We start from the raw sequence: 20,975 nt of genomic DNA on the forward strand, positions 1-20,975 counted from the left end.
TCCACGGCACTGCGAAGGGGCCGGACAAGTGGCTGCATCGACCGAAGACATCGTCGCCGCACTGCGCAACTCGGTGAAGGAGAACGAACAACTCCGGCGCCGCGTCAAGGCGTTGGAGGACACCGAGCCGATCGCGATCGTCGGCATGGCCTGCCGCTACCCCGGCGGCGTCCGCTCGCCCGAGGATCTGTGGCGGCTGGTCGCCGACGGTGCGGACGCCATCTCGGAGTTCCCGAAGGACCGGGGCTGGGACCTGGACGGGCTCTATGACCCGGACCCGGAGAAGCCGGGCAGGAGCTATGCCCGGGAGGGCGGGTTCCTGTACGAGGCGGCCGAGTTCGACGCGGGGTTCTTCGGGATCTCGCCGCGTGAGGCGCTGGCGATGGACCCGCAGCAGCGGCTGCTGCTGGAGACCTGCTGGGAGGCGGTGGAACGGGCCGGCATCGACCCGCACGCCCTGCGCGAGACCCGCACCGGCGTCTTCGCCGGCTTCACCAACCAGGACTACCTCGCGCTCCACGAGGCGCCCCAGGGCTACGAGGGCTACCTCCTCACCGGCAACATCGCGAGCTTCCTCTCCGGCCGGATCTCCTACACCTTCGGCCTTGAGGGCCCTGCGGTGACCCTGGACACCGCCTGCTCGTCCTCGCTGGTCGCGCTCCACCTGGCGGCGCAGGCGCTGCGCGCCGGCGAGTGCGACAAGGCGCTGGTCGGGGCGGTCTCCGTGATGTCGGCGCCCGGCGAGTTCCTGGAGTTCAGTCGGCAGCGTGGTCTTTCGCCCGATGGTCGGTGCCGGGCGTTCTCGGCGGACGCGGACGGCACGGGGTGGGCCGAGGGTGTCGGGGTGTTGGTGGTGGAGCGGCTTTCGGATGCCCGTCGGTTGGGGCATCGGGTGTTGGCGGTGGTGCGGGGCAGTGCGGTCAACCAGGACGGTGCGAGCAACGGGCTGACGGCGCCGAACGGTCCGTCGCAGCAGCGGGTGATTCGGGCGGCGTTGGAGAGTGCGGGGTTGTCGGCCGCCGATGTGGATGCGGTGGAGGCGCACGGGACCGGGACCCGGTTGGGTGACCCGATCGAGGCGCAGGCGCTGTTGGCCACGTACGGGCAGGGGCGGGACGGCGAACGGCCGCTGTGGCTGGGGTCGTTGAAGTCGAACATCGGCCACACCCAGGCCGCCGCCGGCGTCGGCGGGGTCATCAAGATGGTGATGGCGCTGCGGGCCGGGGTGCTTCCTCGAACGCTGCATGTGGCGGAGCCGACGCCGCAGGTGGACTGGGGTTCGGGTGCGGTGGAGCTGTTGCGGGAGTCGCGGGAGTGGGCCCCGCAGGAGGGCCGGGTCCGGCGGGCCGGGGTGTCGGCGTTCGGGGCGAGCGGCACCAACGCGCATGTGATCGTCGAGGAGGCGCCGGCGGAGGAGGCGTTGCCTGCGCCGTCGGCGCTGCCGGTGGTGCCGTGGGTGGTGTCGGGGCGGTCGCCGGAGGCGTTGGACGGGCAGTTGGAGCGGTTGGCGGAGGCCACCGACGGGCTGGACCCGGTGGACGTGGGCTGGTCGTTGGCCGCGACGCGTTCGGCGTTCGAGCACCGGGCGGTGCTCGTCGGCGGGCGCGAGGTCGCGCGGGGCGTGGCGGTTGCTGGCGGCACGGGCTTTGTGTTCTCGGGTCAGGGTTCGCAACGGGTGGGGATGGGGCGGGAGTTGTCCGCCGCCTATCCGGTGTTCGCCGCTGCCCTGGATGAGGTGTGTGGGGCTTTCGAGGGGCCGTTGCGGGAGGTGATGTTCGAGGGCCCGGCGGAGCGGTTGGACGACACCGCCTGGGCGCAGCCGGCGATTTTCGCGTGTGAGGTGGCGCTGTTCCGGCTGTTGGAGTCCTGGGGCGTGACCCCGGATGCGCTGGTCGGCCACTCGATCGGCGAGTTGGCCGCCGCGCATGTGGCGGGGGTGTGGTCGCTGGAGGACGCCGCCAGGATCGTGGCGGCGCGGGGCCGGTTGATGGGCCAGCTGCCTGCCGGCGGCGCGATGGTCGCGCTGGGCGTGCCGGAGGCCGAGGTGGTGGATCTGCTGTCCGATGAGGTCTCGCTCGCCGCCGTCAACGGCCCCGAGGCCGTGGTCATTTCGGGCGCCGAGGCGGCCGTGCTGGAGGTGGCCGCCCGCTTTGAGGCCGAGGGGAAGAAGGTCAAGCGGCTGAAGGTCAGCCACGCCTTCCACTCCTCCCTGATGGACCCGATGCTGGACGACTTCCGCCGGGTCCTCGCGAGCGTCACCTTCAACGAGCCGGCCGTCCCGATGGTCTCGGACGTGACCAACCCGGAGTACTGGGTGCGGCATGTCCGCGATGCGGTCCGCTTCCACGACGGCGTTCAGGCCGCCACCGAGCTGGGCGTGACCCGCTTTGTCGAGGTCGGCCCCGACGCCGCCCTGTCCTCCCTGGTCCCGGGCTGTGTCCCGATGCTGCGCCGCGACCGCGAGGAACCCGCGACCGCCGTCACCGCCCTCGCGCGCCTGTGGATCACGGGTGGCGACATCAACTGGCCGGCGCTCTACGACGGTTCCGGCGCCCGTGCCGTTGACCTGCCGACCTATGCCTTCCAGCGGGACCGCTACTGGCTTGTCTCGGATGTCGCCCACGCCTGGCGCGGCGGTGGCGGGGTGACCGTCGAGCGTTCCTCTCCGGTGGAGTCGGGCTACCGCGTCGAGTGGCACGAGGTCGGCGGTCTCGCCCCCGTTGACCTGCCGGGGACCTGGCTGCTCGCCGTTCGACCCGAGCGCGACGCCGCCGGGTGGGCGGAGGTCGCTGATGCGGTGGAGGCCGCCCTGACCGCGCGGGGTGCGGAGGTCCGCCGCCTCGTCGCGGCCGGGCCGCAGCGTGCGCAACTGGCCGCCGCCATAGCGGAGTTGGCCGGCGACGAGCCGCCATCCGGCGTGCTGTCCCTGCTGGACGGGCCGTCCGACGACGTGTCGGACGCCCTGGCCCTGTGGCAGGCGCTCTCCGACGCGGCGGTCGACGCGCCGGTCTGGTGCGTGACGCGCGGCGCCGTGCGGACGGGCCTCGACGAGGAGGGGCCGGCCGGAGCCGCCCGGCTCTGGGGCCTCGGCCGGGTCGCCGCCGTAGAGGAGCCGCAGCGCTGGGGCGGGATGATCGATCTGCCGGGCGGCGAGGCCGCCGCCTCGGCCGAGGCCGCCGAGCTGCTCGTTGACATCCTCGGCGACGCCGCGCGGGGCGCGGGCGGCGAGGACGAGACGGCCGTGCGCGGATCGACGGTGCTGGCGCGGCGCCTGGTGCGGGCCCCCCTGCCGGGCTCCTCGGGAGCGAGCTGGGCGCCGAGCGGCACGGTGCTGATCACCGGCGGCACCGGCGCGCTCGGTAGCCGCGCGGCCCGCTGGGCGGCGGCCAACGGCGCCGAGCGGCTGGTGCTGCTGTCCCGCCGTGGCCCGGAGGCGCCGGGCGCCGCCGAGTTGGCGGAGTCGCTGACGGCCGACGGGGTGCCCACCACCGTTCTGTCCTGCGATGTCACCGACCGGGCGGCGCTCGCCCGGGTGCTCGCCGACCTCGGGGGCGCGGGGCTGAACGCCGTGCTGCACCTGGCCGGTTCGGAGGCCGCAGCGGGCCCGCAGCTCGTTGACGCGGACGGGGACCAGCTGCGGTCCGAGGCCGCGCCGGGCGTCGTGGGCGCCGCCCACCTGGACGCGTTGATCGACGACCCCGCCACCAGGTTCGTGGTGTTCGGCTCCCTCGTCGGGGTCGTGGGATCGCCCGGCTGGGGCGCGCAGGCCGTCCTGGACACCGCGCTCCACGCGCTGGTCGAACGGCGGCGGGCGCGCGGCCTGTCCGGCACGGTGATCGCCTGGGGCCCCTGGAACACCGGGGTCGAGGGACCGCGCCACGGCCGGGGCATCGCGGCGCTCGATCCGGCGGCGGCGTTCCACGCCCTGGCCGGGGCCGTGGCGGAGGGCGCCGAACCCGGGCTGGTCGTGGCCGACATCGACTGGGACGGGTTCCTGCCCGAGTTCACCGCCACCCGGCACCGGCCGGTGCTCGGCGCGCTGGCCGAGGCGCGGGCCAGCGGCCCGGAACGGGGCGAGGTCTCGCACTGGCAGCGCGCCGTCGCCGAGCGGCCGGACGCCGAGCGGTTCGCCTTCGTGCTCGACGTCGTGCGCCGCGAGGTCGCCACCGTTCTGGGGTACGGCTCGACGGACGCCGTGGCGGACGAACGCGCCTTCAAGGACGTCGGCTTCGACTCGCTGGCCGCCGTGGAGCTGCGGGACCGCCTGCGCACGGTGACCGGCGTGGAGCTGCCGACCACGCTCGTCTTCGACTATCCGACCCCGCTCGTCCTCGCCGCCCACCTGCTGGATCTGGGGCAGGAGGGCGCCCCAGGGGATGCCCCGGGCGCCGTCGCCGCCGCGACCGCGCCGGCCGCCGACGAGCCGATCGCCATCGTCGGCATGGCCTGCCGCTACCCGGGCGGGGTCGACTCGCCCGAGGCGCTGTGGCGGCTGGTGGCCGAGGGCACCGACGCCGTCTCCACCTTCCCCGCCGACCGGGGGTGGGACCTCGAAGGACTCTACGACCCCGACCCGGACACGCCCGGCAAGAGCTACACCAGGGAGGGCGGCTTCCTGCCCGAACTCCCCCTGTTCGACGAGGAGTTCTTCGGCATCTCGCGCCGCGAGGCCCGTTCCCTCGACCCGCAGCAGCGCCTGCTGCTGGAGACGACCTGGGAGGCGTTCGAGCGGGCCGGCCTCGACCCGGCCGCGCTGCGCGGCTCGCGCACCGGGGTCTTTGTCGGCTCCAACGGGCAGGACTACCCGGACCTGTTGACGGGGCGCCCGGAGGACTACGACGGCTATCTGATGACCGGCAACGCGGCCAGCGTGATGTCGGGCCGGCTGTCCTACACCTTCGGGCTTGAGGGCCCGGCGGTGACCGTGGACACGGCGTGCTCGTCGTCGCTGGTGGCGCTGCACCTGGCGGCGCAGGCGCTGCGGTCCGGCGAGTGTGAACTCGCCCTCGCGGGCGGCGTCGTCGCCATGACCACGCCGAACACCTTCGTCGAGTTCAGCCGGCTGCGGGCGCTGTCGCCCGACGGGCGGTGCAAGGCGTTCTCCGCCGACGCGGACGGCACCGGCTGGGCGGAGGGCGTCGGCATGGTCGTCGTGGAGCGGCTGTCCGACGCGCGGCGCAACGGGCACCCGGTGCTCGCCGTGGTGCGGGGCAGCGCGATCAACCAGGACGGCGCGAGCAACGGGCTGACCGCGCCGAACGGCCCGTCCCAGCAGCGCGTCATCCGGCAGGCCCTCGCCAACGCCGGCCTGACGCCCGCCGAGGTGGACGCCGTCGAGGCGCACGGCACCGGCACACCCCTGGGCGACCCGATCGAGGCCCAGGCGTTGCTCGCCACCTACGGGCGGGAGCGGGACGGTGAACGGCCGCTGTGGCTGGGGTCGTTGAAGTCGAACATCGGCCACACCCAGGCCGCTGCCGGCGTCGGCGGGGTCATCAAGATGGTGATGGCGCTGCGCAACGAGGCCCTGCCCAGGACCCTGCACGTCGAGGAGCCCACGCCCAAGGTCGACTGGTCTTCGGGGACGGTTCGCCTCCTCGACGACGCCCGGCCCTGGCCGCGTGGCGAGGAGCCGCGCCGGGCGGCGGTGTCCTCGTTCGGGGCCAGCGGCACCAACGCCCATCTCATCGTCGAGGAGGCGCCTGAGCCGCCGGAGCCGGCGGAGCCGGCGGCCGAACCAGCCGATGACACGACGCCCCGCCCCTGGCTGCTGTCGGCCCACTCCGAGGCGGCCCTCGCCGAGCAGGCCCGCAGGCTCCTCGCCCACCTCGACCGCGCGCCCGACCACACCGCCGCCGACATCGGCTGGTCCCTCGCCACGACGCGCACGGCCTTCGACCACCGGGCGGTCGTCGTCGGCCCGACAACGGACGTCCTGCGCGCCGGACTTGAGGCTCTGGCGGACGGCCAGCCCGCGTCCCACCTGGTGACCGGCGGCGCGCTGGCGCCCCGCGCCTCCGCCTCCCGCCCGGTGTTTGTCTTTCCCGGTCAGGGTGGTCAGTGGGTGGGGATGGCGGTGGGGTTGTTGGATTCCTCGCCGGTGTTCGCGGAGCGGTTCGCCGAGTGTGCGGCGGCTTTGGACCCGTTGACGGGGTGGTCGTTGGTGGATGTGGTGCGGGGGGTGGAGGGTTGCCCGGAGCTGGATCGGGTGGATGTGGTGCAGCCGGTGTTGTTCGCGGTGATGGTGTCGTTGGCGGCGGTGTGGGAGTCGTGGGGCGTCACCCCGGCTGCGGTGGTGGGTCATTCGCAGGGTGAGATCGCTGCCGCTTGTGTCGCTGGTGCGTTGTCGTTGGCGGATGCGGCGCGGGTGGTGGCGTTGCGGAGTCAGGCGATTCTGGCGTTGGCGGGGCGCGGAGGGATGGCGTCCGTGGCGCTGCCGGCCGACGAGATCGCGGGGCGGTTTGGCGAGTGGGGCCAGGGCTTGTCGGTGGCGGCGGTCAACGGGCCGACCTCGACGGTCGTCTCCGGCGATGTCGCCCCGCTGGACGCGCTGGTCGCCACCCTCCAGGAGGAGGGCACCCGGGTGCGTCGGGTTCCGGTGGACTATGCCTCGCACTCGGCTCATGTGGAGGCGATCGAGGAGGAGTTGGCGCGGCTGCTCGCGCCGATCGAGCCGAGGACGTCCAGGGTCCCGTTCTACTCCACGGTGACCGGCGGCCCGATCGACACCAGCGAACTGAACGCCGGCTACTGGTACACCAATCTGCGGGGCACCGTCCGCTTCGAGGAGACTGTGCGCGCGCTCCTGTCCGACGGGCACGCCACCTTCGTGGAGATCAGCCCGCACCCCGTGCTCGCGGTCGGGCTCCAGGAGACGTTCGAGGACACCGGCGTCAGCACCGTGACGGTGGGTTCGCTGCGGCGGGACGAGGGCGGCCTCGACCGGCTGCTGCTCTCCGCCGCCGAACTCCACGTCCAGGGCGTGCCCGTGGACTGGCGGGCCGTCTTCGCCGACACCCCCGCACGCCCCGTCGACCTGCCCACCTACCCGTTCCAGCGCAACCGCTACTGGCTGGAGCCCGGGCAGGACGCGCCGCGCGACCTGTCGGCCGCCGGCCTCGCGACCGCCGGGCACCCGTTGCTCGGCGCGGCCGTCGAACTCGCCGACGACGCCGGCGTCGTGTTCACCGGCCGGCTGTCCCTGCGCACCCACCCCTGGCTCGCGGACCACGCGGTGAACGGGCAGGTGCTGCTGCCCGGCACGGCCTTCGTGGAACTCGCCGTCCGCGCCGGCGACGAGGTCGGCGCCGAACGGCTGGAGGAACTGACCCTCGCCACCCCACTCCTGCTGTCGCCGGACGACGCGGTGCAACTCCAGGTCACCGTCGGCCGGTTGGACGGCGAAGGGCGGCGCGAGCTGCACATCCACGCGCGGCCCGCCGGCGACGAGGAGCCGTCCGCCTGGACCCGGCACGCCGCCGGCTCGCTCATCGCCGACACCGGCGCCAACACCGACGCCGAGGCCAACACCGTGGTCGACGTGGGTAGTTGGCCGCCCGCCGACGCCGAGGAACTCGATGTGGCCGGCGTCTACGACCGCTTCCTCGACCTCGGCTACGAGTACGGCCCCGTCTTCCAGGGCCTCCGCCGCGCCTGGCGGCGTGGCGACGACGTCTTCGCCGAGGTCGCCCTCCCCGAGGAGGACCGCGCCGACGCCCCGCGCTATGTGCTGCACCCGGCGCTGCTCGACGCGTCCCTGCACGCCGCGATGGTCGTCGCCCTGGACGGCGCCGCCGAACCCGTGCTGCCCTTCGCCTGGAACGGCGTGACCGTCCACGCGGCGGGCGCCGACAGCCTGCGGGTCCGCCTGGCCAGGACCGGCCCCGACACCGTGGCCCTGCATGTCGCCGACGCCGCCGGGGCACCCGTCGCCGGCGCCGCCCAGATGATGTGGCGCACCCTGGCGCCCGACGTGCTCGGCGGCGCCCGCCGGGTCACCCACCACGAGTCGCTGTTCCGCGTCGAATGGGTGCCGCTGCCCCACCCGGCGCCCGCCGACGACGCCTCCCTCACCTGGGCCGTCATCACCGGCGACGACCCCGCCGCGCGGGAACGGCTCGAAGCGGCCCTCGCCCGACCCGTCGCCGCGCACCACCCCGACCTCGCCGACCTGCGGTCCGCCGTCGACGCCGGCGCGGCGGTCCCCGACATCGTCGTCCTCCCCCTGCCCCTGCCGCCCGCCGACGGCGGAGACGCGGTGGCGCGCACCCACGCCGCCGTCCTGCGCGCCCTCGCGGCGGTCCAGGACTGGCTCTCCGACGGCCGGTTCGAGGACTCCCGGCTCGTCGTCGCCTGCCCCGGCGAGGCGACGGAACACGCCGACGACCCGACGGCCGGCCTCGCCGGCGGCGCCGCCTGGGGGCTGCTCAAGTCCGCCCAGACCGAGAACCCGGGCCGGATCGTCCTCGTCGACCCCGGACCCGGCCCCAACCAGCAGTGGAACGGGCTGCCCGGCGTGCTCGCCTCGGGCGAGCCGGCGGCCGCGCTCACCGGCGACGGCACCGTCCTCGTCCCGAGGATCGCCCGCGTCCCGGCCGAACCGGCCCTGGACCCGGTGCGGTTCGACCCCGAGGGCACCGTCCTGCTCACCGGCGGCACGGGCGTCCTCGGCGGGCTGCTCGCCCGGCACCTCGTCCGCGCCCACGGCGTGCGCCACCTGCTGCTCGCCGGCCGGCGCGGCAACGAAGCCCCCGGCGTCGCGGAACTCGTCGCCGAACTCGCCGAGTCCGGTGCCGAGGTCACCGTCGCCGCCTGCGACATCGCGGACCGCGACGCCACCGCCCGGCTGCTGTCCACCGTCCCCGAACGGCACCCGCTGACCGCCGTCGTCCACGCCGCCGGCCTTGCCGACGACGGCGTCATCGGCTCGCTCACCCCCGACCGCACCTCCGCCGTGCTGCGCCCCAAGGTCGACGCGGCCTGGCACCTGCACGAACTCACCGCGCACCTCGACCTCTCCGCGTTCGTCATGTTCTCGTCCGCCGCCGCCACCCTGGGCGGCGCGGGGCAGGGCAACTACGCGGCGGCCAACGCGTTCCTCGACGCGCTCGCCCGCCACCGCCACGCCCGGGGCCTCCCCGCGCTCACCCTCTCCTGGGGGCTGTGGGCGCAGGCCAGCGGCATCACCGGCCACCTCACCGAGGCCGACCACCAGCGCATGGCCCGGGCCGGCATGGCCGCGCTCGCCACCGACGAGGCGTTGGCCCTGCTGGACACCTCCCTCGCCGTGCCCGAGCCCTGGCTGCTGCCCATGCGGCTCGACACCGGGGCGCTGCGCGCCCAGGGCGAGGCGCTCGCCCACCTCTTCCGAGGGCTCGTGCGGCTCGCACCGCGTCGCGGAGCCGCAGCGACCGGCGGCGCGGCCCCCCAGGGCGGCGGCGGGCTCGTCGAACGGCTCGCCACCCTGAGCCGCCAGGAACAGGAAGCCGAACTCCTCCGGCTCGTCACCAGCTATGTCGCCACCGTCCTCGGCCGTGGCGACACCGAGAGCGTGGACGGCGAGACCGCCTTCAAGGAACTCGGCTTCGACTCACTCACCGCCGTGGACCTGCGCAACCGCCTCAACGCCGAGGTCGGACGCCGCCTCCCCGCCACCCTCGTCTTCGACTACCCGACGCCGCGCGCCGTCGCCGACTACCTGCAACGGGAGATCGTCGACGGCGGGCTCTCCGCCGAGGAACGCGTCCTGAAGGAGATCGACCGACTCGGCGACGTCCTCACCGCGACCTCCCTCGACAAGCTCGCGCGCGAGACCGCCAGAACCCGGCTGCGCACCCTCCTCACCGTCTGGGACGAGGAGGGGAACGACGGCGCATCGACCACCGGTGTCGCCGACGTCGTCGAGGGAATCGGCGCCTCCTCCATGGAGGAGATGTTCGCGTTCGTCGACAAGCAATTCGGCTCCAACGCCCAGTGATCCGCCGTCGCCCGCCGACTGATTGATTGAGGTATTCAGCAATGGAGAACGACGAGAAGCTTCTCTCGTACTTCAAGAAGGTCACGGCCGATCTCTACCAGACGCGCCACCGCCTCGAAGAGCTGGAGAGCAGGAGCCGCGAGCCCGTCGCGATCGTCGGCATGGCCTGCCGCTACCCCGGCGGCGTCCGCTCGCCCGAGGACCTGTGGCGGCTGGTCGCCGAAGGCACCGACGCCGTGGGCGACTTCCCCACCGGCCGGGGCTGGGACCTCGACGGCCTCTTCGACCCCGACCCCGACAAGCCCGGCAAGAGCTATGTCCGCGAGGGCGGATTCCTGCACGACGCCGACGAGTTCGACCCCGCGTTCTTCGGCATGAGCCCCCGCGAGGCGCTCGCCGTCGACGTCCAGCAGCGGCTGCTGCTGGAGATCGCCTGGGAGACGTTCGAACGCGCCGGCATCGTCCCGCAGTCGGTCAAGAACACCCCGGTGGGGGTGTACGCGGGCCTGATGTACGGCGACTACGGCTCGCGCATCCGCGACATCCCGGACGGCTTCGAGGGCTACCTCCTGCACGGCAGCGCCGGCAGCGTCGCCACCGGCCGCGTCGCCTACAACCTCGGCCTCGTCGGCCCGGCGGTGACGGTCGACACGGCGTGCTCCTCGTCGCTGGTCGCGCTGCACCTGGCGGTGCAGGCGCTGCGCGCCGGCGAGTGCTCCCTCGCCCTGGCCGGCGGGGTGACCGTGATGGCGACGCCCGGCCCTTTCATCGAGTTCAGCCGGCAACGGGGCCTGTCGCCCGACGGCCGCTGCAAGTCCTTCTCGGCCGCCGCCGACGGCGCCGGCTGGGGCGAGGGCGCGGGCCTGCTCCTCCTCGAACGGCTCTCCGACGCCCGCCGCAACGGCCACCGCGTGCTCGCCGTCGTCAACGGCTCGGCCATCAACCAGGACGGCGCGTCCAACGGCTTCACCGCGCCGAACGGCCCCTCCCAACAGCGCGTCATCCGCGACGCGTTGGCCGCCGCCGGGCTCACCCCCGCCGACGTCGACGCGGTGGAGGCCCACGGCACCGGCACGCCCCTCGGCGACCCGATCGAGGCGGAGGCGTTGTTGGCGACGTATGGGCGGGGGCGGGGGGTGGAGCGGCCGTTGTGGTTGGGGTCGTTGAAGTCGAACATCGGTCATGCGCAGGCGGCTGCGGGTGTGGCGGGTGTGATCAAGATGGTGATGGCGTTGCGAGCGGGGGTTTTGCCTCGGACGTTGCATGTGGAGGAGCCGTCGCCGCAGGTGGATTGGGCTGCGGGTGGGGTGGAGTTGTTGCGGGAGGCGCGGGAGTGGGCGCCTGTGGAGGGTGGGGTTCGTCGGGCGGGTGTGTCGTCGTTTGGGATCAGTGGGACGAATGCGCATGTGATTGTGGAGGAGGCGCCGGCGGAGGTTGGGGAGTTGCCGGTGCCGTCGGCGTTGCCGGTGGTGCCGTGGGTGGTGTCGGGGCGTTCGCCGGAGGCGTTGGAGGGGCAGTTGGAGCGGTTGGCGGAGGCCACCGACGGGCTGGACCCGGTGGACGTGGGCTGGTCGTTGGCCGCGACGCGTTCGGCGTTCGAGCACCGGGCGGTGCTCGTCGGCGGGCGCGAGGTCGCGCGGGGTGCTGCGGTCGTGGGCGGCACGGGCTTTGTGTTCTCCGGTCAGGGTTCGCAGCGGGTGGGGATGGGGCGGGAGTTGTCCGCCGCCTACCCGGTGTTCGCCGCTGCCCTGGATGAGGTGTGTGGGGCGTTCGATGGTGCGTTGCGGGAGGTGATGTTCGAAGGACCTGCGGAGCGGTTGGACGACACCGCCTGGGCGCAGCCGGCGATCTTCGTGTGTGAGGTGGCGCTGTTCCGGCTGTTGGAGTCCTGGGGTGTGACCCCGGATGCGCTGGTCGGGCACTCCATTGGTGAGTTGGCTGCTGCGCATGTGGCGGGGGTGTGGTCGTTGGAGGACGCCGCGAAGGTGGTGGCGGCGCGGGGTCGGTTGATGGGGCAGTTGCCGTCGGGCGGCGCGATGGTCGCGTTGGGGGTGTCCGAGGCCGAGGTGGCCGAGGCCCTGGTGGAGGGTGTGTCGCTGGCTGCGGTCAACGGCCCGGAGGCCGTGGTCATTTCGGGCGTAGAGGCGGCCGTGTTGGAGGTCGCCGCCCGCTTCGAGGCCGAGGGCAAGAAGGTCAAGCGGCTGAAGGTCAGCCACGCCTTCCACTCCTCCCTCATGGACCCGATGCTCGACGACTTCCGCCGGGTCCTCGCGAACGTCACCTTCAACGAGCCGATCATCCCCATGGTCTCGGATGTCACCGACCCCGAGTACTGGGTGCGGCATGTCCGCGAAGCGGTCCGGTTCCACGACGGCGTTCAGGCCGCGACCGAGCTGGGCGTATCGCGCTTCGTCGAGGTCGGCCCCGACGCCGCCCTCTCCTCCCTCGTCCCTGGCTGCGTCCCGATGCTGCGCCGCGACCGCGACGAACCCGCTACGGCGGTGAAGGCCGTGGCCACCCTCTGGACGACGGGCGGGAGCGTCAACTGGCAGACGCTCTACGAGGGTTCCGGCGCCCGCACCGTCGACCTGCCGACCTATGCCTTCCAGCGGGACCGCTACTGGCTTGAGCAGTCCGCCGCCACGGGTGATGCCTCCGCCGCCGGGCTGGGCAGCGCCGCGCATCCGCTGCTCGGTGCGGTGGTTGATCTGGCCGAGGGTGACGGGCTGGTGTTGACCGGCCGGCTGTCGCGGCGTTCGCACCCGTGGCTGGTCGATCACGCGATCCTGGATGCGGTGTTGTTGCCGGGGACGGCGTTCCTGGAGCTGGCCGTGTGGGCGGGGGATCAGGTCGGGGCCTCCACCGTCGAGGAGTTGACGCTTGAGGCGCCGTTGATCCTGCCGGAGGAGGGTGCCGTTCAGCTACAGGTCGTGGTGGGCGGGCCCGACGGGTCCGGGCGGCGGGAGATCGGGGTTCACTCGCGGGTCGACGAGGAGCCCTGGGTCCGGCACGCCTCCGGCACGCTGCTCGCCGAGGACGGGGAGAAGGGCGAGGTCGCCGACTCCTGGCCGCCGGCCGGAGCGACGGCCGTTTCCATCGCCGGCTACTACACCCGCCTCGCCGACGAGGGTCACGACTACGGGCCGGCGTTCCAGGGGCTGCGGGCCGTGTGGCGGGACGGCGACGAGGTGTTCGCCGAGGTCGAGCTTCCGGCCGAGATCGCCCGCCAGACGGGCGAGTTCGCCGTTCACCCGGCGCTGCTGGACGCCGCGCTGCACGCCGTCGGACTGAGCGGGCTGCTCGGGGACAGCGAGGCGCGGGCGCGGCTGCCCTTCACCTGGGAGCGGGTGGCGCTGCACGCCTCGGGCGCCGCCGCGCTGCGGGTGCGGCTGACCCGCACCGGCCCCGACACCCTGCGGCTCACCGCCGCCGCGCCCTCCGGGCAGCCCGTCGCCACCGTGGGCTCGCTGCTGCTGCGGGCGGTCACGGGCGACCAGCTCGACGCGGCGCGCCCGCGCGGCGACCAGGGCCTGTTCCACGTGGAGTGGACCCAACTCCCGCTGGCGGAGGCCGAGTCCACCCCGAACCGGTGGGCCGTCCTCGCCGACGACCTGGCCCACCGGGGTGGGCACGACCTCGCCGCCGCGCTGGCCGAGCGGGGCGTCGCGACGACGACCCACGCCGACCTCGACGCGCTGCGCGCCGCCTTGGACGACAACGAGGAGCCCGCACCGGCCGTGGTCGCGTTCACCGTGACCGACGGCCAGGCCGCGACGGACGGCGGGGACGCGGTGCGCGACGCGCTGCACCGGACGCTGGGCCTGGTCCAGGACTGGCTCGGCGACGAGCGGTTCGCCGCGACCCGGCTGGTCGTGGTCACCCGGGGCGCCGTCGGGACGGCCCCGGGGGAGCACGTGGCCGACCTGCCCGGCGCGGCCGTGCACGGCCTACTGCGCACGGCGGGGACCGAGAACCCCGGCCGGATCGTGCTGGTCGACCTCGACGAGCCCGACGCCGCGCGCCCGGTTCCGGCCGGTGCGCTGGTCGCCCTGCTGGCCACCGACGAACCCGAGGCCGCTGTCCGCTCCGGCCGGGCCCTCGTGCCCCGGCTGGCGCGGCCCGCCGCGCCCGACGCGTCGTTCCCCGAACTCGACCCGGAGGGCACCGTTCTCATCACCGGCGGCACCGGCGCCCTCGGCGGGCTGCTCGCCCGCCATCTGGTGGCCCGGCACGGAGTTCGCCGCCTCCTCCTCACCAGCCGACGCGGCCCCGAGGCCGACGGCGCCGCCGAACTCGCGGCCGAACTCGCCGCGTTGGGCGCGGCCGCCGAGATCGTGGCCTGTGACGCCGCCGACCGGGCGGCGCTAACCGACGTGTTGGCCGCGATCCCGGCGTCGGCGCCGCTCACGGCCGTCGTCCACGCGGCCGGCGTCGTCGACGACGGCGTGTTCGCCGCCCAGACGCCAGACCGGATCGACGCCGTGCTGCGGCCCAAGGCGGACGCCGCGCGCAACCTCCACGAGCTGACCCGGGGAGCCGAGCTGGCGGCGTTCGTGCTGTTCTCGTCGGCGACCGCGACCTTCGGCGGCGCCGGCCAGGCCGGCTACGCGGCGGCCAACGCGTTCCTGGACGCCCTCGCCCAACAGCGGGCCGCCCAGGGGCTTCCGGCCCGCTCGCTCGCCTGGGGCCTGTGGCAGCAGGCCAGCGGCATCACCGAACACCTCGGCGACGCCGACCTGAGGCGCGCGGCGCGCGGCGGCATGACCGCGCTGCCCACCGAGGAGGCGCTGGCCCTCTTCGACGCCGCGCTGCGCCAGGACCGCCCCGTGGTCGTGCCGACCCGGCTGGACCTCGCCGCGCTCCGGCGCTCCGGCGAGGTGCCGGCCCTGCTGCGGGCGCTGGTTCGCGCGCCCCGGCGCGCCGTGGTCGTCGGGGGCGCCGACGCGGCACGCACCCTGCGCGACCGGCTGGCCGGGATGCCCACGGACGAGCGCGAGACCTTCGCCCTCGCCCTGGTCGGCCGGCAGGTCGCCGACGTGATGGGCCACGGCTCCGTGGAGGCGGTGGAGGCGAGCCGCGCCTTCCAGGAGATGGGCTTCGACTCCCTCATGGCCGTCGAGCTGCGCAACCGGCTCAACGCGGAGACCGGCCTGCGGCTGCCCGCCACCCTCGTCTTCGACTACCCGACGCCCCAGGTGATGGCCGCCCGGATCGTCTCCGAACTCCTCGGCACCCAGGGCGAGGTGGCCGTCGCCGCGCCGGTCCCCGCCGTCGCCCCGACCGACGACCCCGTGGTGATCGTCGGCATGGCCTGCCGCTTCCCCGGCGGCGTCAGCACCCCCGAGGATCTGTGGCGGCTGGTCGCCGACGGGACCGACGGCATCTCGACCTTCCCCACCGACCGGGGCTGGGACCTGGACGGCCTCTACGACCCCGACCCCGAGCGCACCGGCAAGACCTACACCCGGCACGGCGGGTTCCTGGACGGCATCGACCAGTTCGACGCCGAGTTCTTCGGGATCTCCCCGCGCGAGGCCATCGGCATGGACCCGCAGCAGCGGCTGCTGCTGGAGACGTCCTGGGAGGCGCTGGAGCGCGCCGGCATCGACCCGGTGGCGCTGCACGGCTCCCGCACCGGCGTCTTCGTCGGCGCCAACGGCCAGGACTATGCCGCGCTGCTCGCCGACGCCCCGCAGGACTACGAGGGGTACCTCCTCACCGGCGGCTCCGCCAGCGTCATCTCCGGCCGCCTCGCCTACGCCTTCGGGCTCGAAGGCTCCGCGGTGACCGTGGACACGGCGTGCTCCTCGTCGCTGGTCGCGCTGCACCTGGCCGCGCGCTCCGTGCGCGACGGCGAGTGCGACCTCGCGCTGGTCGGCGGCGCCGCCCTGATGGCGACGCCGACCCTGTTCGTCGAGTTCAGCCGGCAGCGCGGTCTTTCGCCCGACGGGCGGTGCAAGGCGTTCTCCGCCGAGGCGGACGGCACCGGCTGGGCGGAGGGCGTCGGCGTCATCGTCGTCGAACGGCTCTCCGCCGCCCGCCGCGCCGGGCACCACATCCTGGCCGTCGTCGAGGGCAGCGCGGTCAACCAGGACGGCGCGAGCAACGGGCTGACCGCGCCGAACGGCCCCTCCCAACAGCGCGTCATCCGGGAGGCGTTGCGCAGCGCGGGCGTGGCACCCACCGAGGTGGACGCCGTCGAGGCGCACGGCACGGGAACGAAGCTGGGCGACCCGATCGAGGCCCAGGCGCTGCTCGCCACCTACGGGCAGGGGCGGGACGACGAACGGCCGCTGTGGCTGGGGTCGTTGAAGTCGAACATCGGCCACACCCAGGCCGCCGCCGGCGTCGCCGGCGTGATCAAGATGGTGATGGCGCTGCGCAACGGCGTGCTGCCGAAGACCCTGCATGTGAACGAGCCCACGCCCCAGGTGGACTGGACGGAGGGCGCCATCGAGCTGCTCACCGAGAACCGCCCGTGGCCCGAGCCGGGCGCGGGCCGCCCGCGCCGCGCCGGGATCTCATCGTTCGGCGTGAGCGGCACCAACGCGCATGTCGTCATCGCCCAGGCGCCCGAGCCGGTCGAGTCGGCGGGGCAGGCCGAGGCGGCGGAGCCGGTCAACGAGCCCGAGCCGGCGGCCGTTCCGCTGGTCGTCTCGGCCCGCTCCGAGGCCGCGTTGCGCGTCCAGGCCCAGCGGCTTCGCGCCGTGCTGGCCGGCGGCACGCCGGCCGCCGACGTCGGCCTCACCCTCGTCCGGCACCGTTCCCTCTTCGACGAGCGGGCCGTGGTCGTGGGCCGCGACCGGGACGACCTCCTGGCCGGGCTCACCGCGCTCGCCGCCGGCGAGCCCACGCCCCACACCGCGACGGGCACCCGGACCATCCAGGGCCGCGCCGCCAGGCCGGTGTTCGTGTTCCCCGGTCAGGGTGGTCAGTGGGTGGGGATGGCGGTGGGGTTGTTGGATTCCTCGCCGGTGTTCGCGGAGCGGTTCGGTGAGTGTGCGGAGGTGTTGGACCCGTTGACGGGGTGGTCGTTGGTGGATGTGGTGCGGGGGGTGGGGGGTGCGCCGGAGCTGGATCGGGTGGATGTGGTGCAGCCGGTGTTGTTCGCGGTGATGGTGTCGTTGGCGGCGGTGTGGGAGTCGTGGGGCGTTACCCCGGCTGCGGTGGTGGGTCATTCGCAGGGTGAGATCGCTGCCGCTTGTGTCGCTGGTGCGTTGTCGTTGGCGGATGCGGCGCGGGTGGTGGCGTTGCGGAGTCAGGCGATTCTGGCGTTGGCGGGGCGGGGTGGCGGGATGGTGTCGGTGGCGTTGCCGGCCGACGTGGTGGCCGGCCGGTTCGTCGAGTGGGGTGAGGGCTTGTCGGTGGCGGCGGTCAACGGGCCGTCCTCGACGGTGGTTTCGGGTGACGGGGCCGCGTTGGATGCCCTGTTCGCGGCCCTGGAAAGCGAGGGCACCCGGGTGCGCCGGGTTCCGGTGGACTATGCCTCGCACTCGGCTCATGTGGAGGCGATCGAGGAGGAGTTGGCGCGGCTGCTCGCGCCGATCGAGCCGAGGACGTCCAGGGTCCCGTTCTACTCCACGGTGACCGGCGGCCCGATCGACACGACGGAGCTGAACGCCGGGTACTGGTACACCAATCTGCGGGGCACCGTCCGCTTCGAGGAGACCGTGCGGGCCCTGCTGGCCGACGGGTTCCGGGTGTTCGTGGAGTCCAGCCCGCATCCGGTGCTCAGCGTGGGCCTTGAGGAGACGTTCGAGGACGCCGGGGTCACCACCGTGACGGTGGGTTCGCTGCGGCGGGACGAGGGTGGCCTTGACCGGCTGCTGCTCTCCGCCGCCGAACTCCACGTCCAAGGCGTGCCCGTGGACTGGCAGGCCGTCTTCGCCGACGTCCCGGCACGCCCCGTCGACCTCCCCACCTACCCGTTCCAGCACCGCGGTTACTGGCTGCGGCCGGCCGCCCGCCCCGGGACCGGCGCGATCACCGGGGTGGGGATCGGCGGCGCGAACCACCCGCTGCTCGGCGCGGTCGTCGAACTCGCCGACGGCGCGGGCGCCGTGTTCACCGGGCGGCTCTCCACCGCGACCCAGCCCTGGCTCGCGGACCACGCCGTCCTCGACACCGTGCTGCTGCCCGGCACCGGATTCGTGGAACTCGCCCAGTACGCGGCCCGCCACGTCGGCGCCGACGGCATCGACGAACTCACCCTCCACGCCCCGCTGGTGCTGCCCGTGGACGGCGCCGTGCGCGTGCAGGTCGTGGTCAGCGGGCGCGACGACGACGGCCGGCACGAGATCGGCGTGTACTCGCGCACCGAACCCGCCGCCGGATCGGACTCCACGTGGGACGAACCGGCCCCCGACCGGCCCTGGACCCGGCACGCCATGGGCTTCCTCGCCGCCGTCGGCGCCGCCCCGCCCGCCGGCACCGACCCCGACCTCGCCGCCTGGCCGCCCGCCGACGCCGAGGAACTCGACGTGGCCGGCGTCTACGACTGGTTCGCCGACCTCGGCTACGGCTACGGCCCCGCGTTCCAGGGGCTCCGCCGCGCCTGGCGCCGAGGCGAGGAGGTGTTCACGGAGGTCGCGCTGCCCGAGGAGTACGCCGCCCAGGCCGAAGCCTTCGAGCTGCACCCCGCGCTCCTGGACGCCGCGCTCCACGGCACCGTGCTCGGCTACCACGGCGACACCGAGACCGCCGTCCTCCCGTTCTCCTGGAACGGCGTGCGCACCTACGCCACCGGCGCCGACGCGCTGCGCGTCCGGTTCCGCCGCAGCGGCGAGGACGTCGTCACCGTGACCGTCGCCGACGCGACCGGGGCGCCCGTCGCCAGCGTCGCGTCGCTCGCCGCGCGGCCCCTGGCCGCCGACCAACTCGAAGAGGCCAGGCAGGCCCTCGGCGAGACGGCCGCAGCCGAGGACTCCTGGCGCTACCGCATCGACTGGACCCGCCTCGCCGACACCCCCGACGCGGCACCCGCCGGCACCTGGCTGCTGGCCGTGCCAGCCGAACGGGCCGACCACCCCTGGATCGCCGCCAGCGCCGAGGCACTTCGGGTGCGCGGCGCCCGGGTCGCCACCGTCACCGTCGACGACGCGCTGGGCGCCGACCGGGCCGCCCTCGCCGACCGCCTCACCGAGGCGGCCGGGAACGAGGGCCACGGGGAGCCGGTCGCCGGAGTGCTGTCCTGGCTCGCCCTCGACGAACGGACGCACCCCGAACAGGGCGCCGTCCCGCTCGGCCTCGCCCACACCGTCACCACCGTGCAGGCCATGGACACCGCCGGCCTGGAGGCACCCCTGTGGATCGCTACCCAGGACGCGGTGTACGCCACCGAGACCGACCCCGTCGACCACCCGCTCCAGTCCACCGTCTGGGGCCTCGGCCGCGTCGTCGCCCTGGAACAGCCCAAGCAGTGGGGCGGACTCGTCGACGTGCCCGCCGCGCCGGGCGAACGCGCCGTCGCCCGCCTCGTCGAGGTGCTGGCGGCCGACCGCGACGAGGACCAACTGGCCGTGCGCGACACGGGAGTTCTCGTCCGACGCCTCCAACGGTCCTCCCGCCCCGAGCCGTCCACGGACCGCGCCTGGCGGCCGTCCGGCACCGTGCTCGTCACCGGCGGCACCGGCGCGCTCGGCGGCCATGTCGCCCGGTGGCTCGCCGAGGAGGGCGCCGACCACCTGATCCTGACCAGCCGCAGCGGACGCGACGCCGCCGGCGCCGACGAACTGGAGGCCGAACTGACCGCCCTCGGCGCCAAGGTCACCATCGCCGCCTGCGACGTGGCCGACCGCGCCCAACTCGCCGAACTTCTCGACTCCCTGCCCGGCGACACCCCGCTCGACGCCGTCATCCACACCGCCGGCGTCTCCCGCGACGGCATCGTCGAGAGCCTCACCGTCGACAACATGAACGTCGTCCTGCGGCCCAAGATCGACGCGGCGCTCAACCTGCACGAACTCACCGCGCACCTCAACCTGTCGGCGTTCGTCCTGTTCTCCTCCGTCTCCGGCGTCCTCGGGTCGGCGGGCCAGGCGTCCTACGCGGCGGGCAACACCTTCCTCGACACCCTCGTCCAACAGCGGCGCGCCCAGGGACGCGTCGGCGCCTCCTTCGGCTGGGGCATGTGGGGCGGCGACGGCATGGCGACCCTCGGCTCCAACGAGGCCCGCATCAAGCGGCGCGGCATCCGCCCCATGGACCCGCGCACCGCCGTCGACGTCATGGCGCGCTCCCTCCTCGCCGACGAGCCGTTCCTCACCGTGATCGACGTCGACTGGCGGCGCTTCGTCGCCGAGGTGCACGGCGGCCGGGCCCGCCCGATCATCCGCGACCTGCCCGAGGTGCGCGCCCTACGCACCGCCACCGCCAGGACGACCGCCGGCCCGACGGCCCCCGAGGCGAACGGGGAGGGACCCGAGGGACTCGGCGCCCGCCTTGCCGGACTCCCGCCCGCCGAGCAGGACCGGCTGCTGACCACCCTGGTCCGCACCCAGGTGGCCACCGCCCTCGGCCACGCCTCGGCCGCCGAGATCGCCCCCGAACGGGCCTTCAAGGAACTGGGCTTCGACTCCCTGATCGCCGTCGAACTCCGCAACCGGCTCAACGCCGCGACCGGACTCCGGCTCTCCGCCACGCTGGTCTTCGACTATCCGACGCCCGCCGCCCTCGCCGCCTTCCTGCGCGAACAGCTGGCCCCGCCCCAGGAGGCGACCGCCGACTCCGTGCTCGCGGGACTCGACGCGCTCGAAGCCGCCCTCGCGGCGCTGGAGCCCACGGACGGCGAACGCCCCCGGGTGGTCCAGCGGGCCCGCGAGGTCCTCGCCGCGATCGGCGCGGGCCCGGCCGGCACCGGCCCCGGCGCGGACTCCACCCAGAAGATCGAGTCCGCCTCGGACGACGAGATCTTCGACTTCATCAACAAGGAACTCGGCAAGTCGCAGTAGGCAGCCCGGCCCGACGCGGCCCGGCCCGAGGCGGCACCGCGCGGCCAGCG

At 74.4% G+C, this 20,975-nt stretch carries 1 protein-coding gene and 1 pseudogene; both read left to right on the forward strand.

The features are described 5' to 3' along the window. Positions 1 to 61: 61 nt before the first annotated feature. Positions 62 to 9,976 (forward strand): annotated as a pseudogene (locus tag FH609_RS09170) (SDR family NAD(P)-dependent oxidoreductase); the annotation flags it as partial. Positions 9,977 to 10,017: 41 nt separating this feature from the next. After that, on the forward strand, positions 10,018 to 20,925 hold the full coding sequence (locus FH609_RS09175) for a type I polyketide synthase (RefSeq protein ID WP_139666961.1): 10,908 nt from the start codon (positions 10,018 to 10,020) through the stop codon (positions 20,923 to 20,925). Positions 20,926 to 20,975 lie beyond the last annotated feature (50 nt).

The sequence above is a fragment of the Streptomyces sp. 3MP-14 genome, from assembly GCF_006334905.2.
In the GTDB taxonomy this organism is placed as follows: Bacteria; Actinomycetota; Actinomycetes; order Streptomycetales; family Streptomycetaceae; genus Streptomyces; species Streptomyces triticirhizae.

Excerpts from the sequence above, each read along its gene's own strand:
- FH609_RS09175 (WP_139666961.1), top strand. The coding sequence starts at position 10,018 with ATGGAGAACGACGAGAAGCTTCTCTCGTACTTCAAGAAGGTCACGGCC.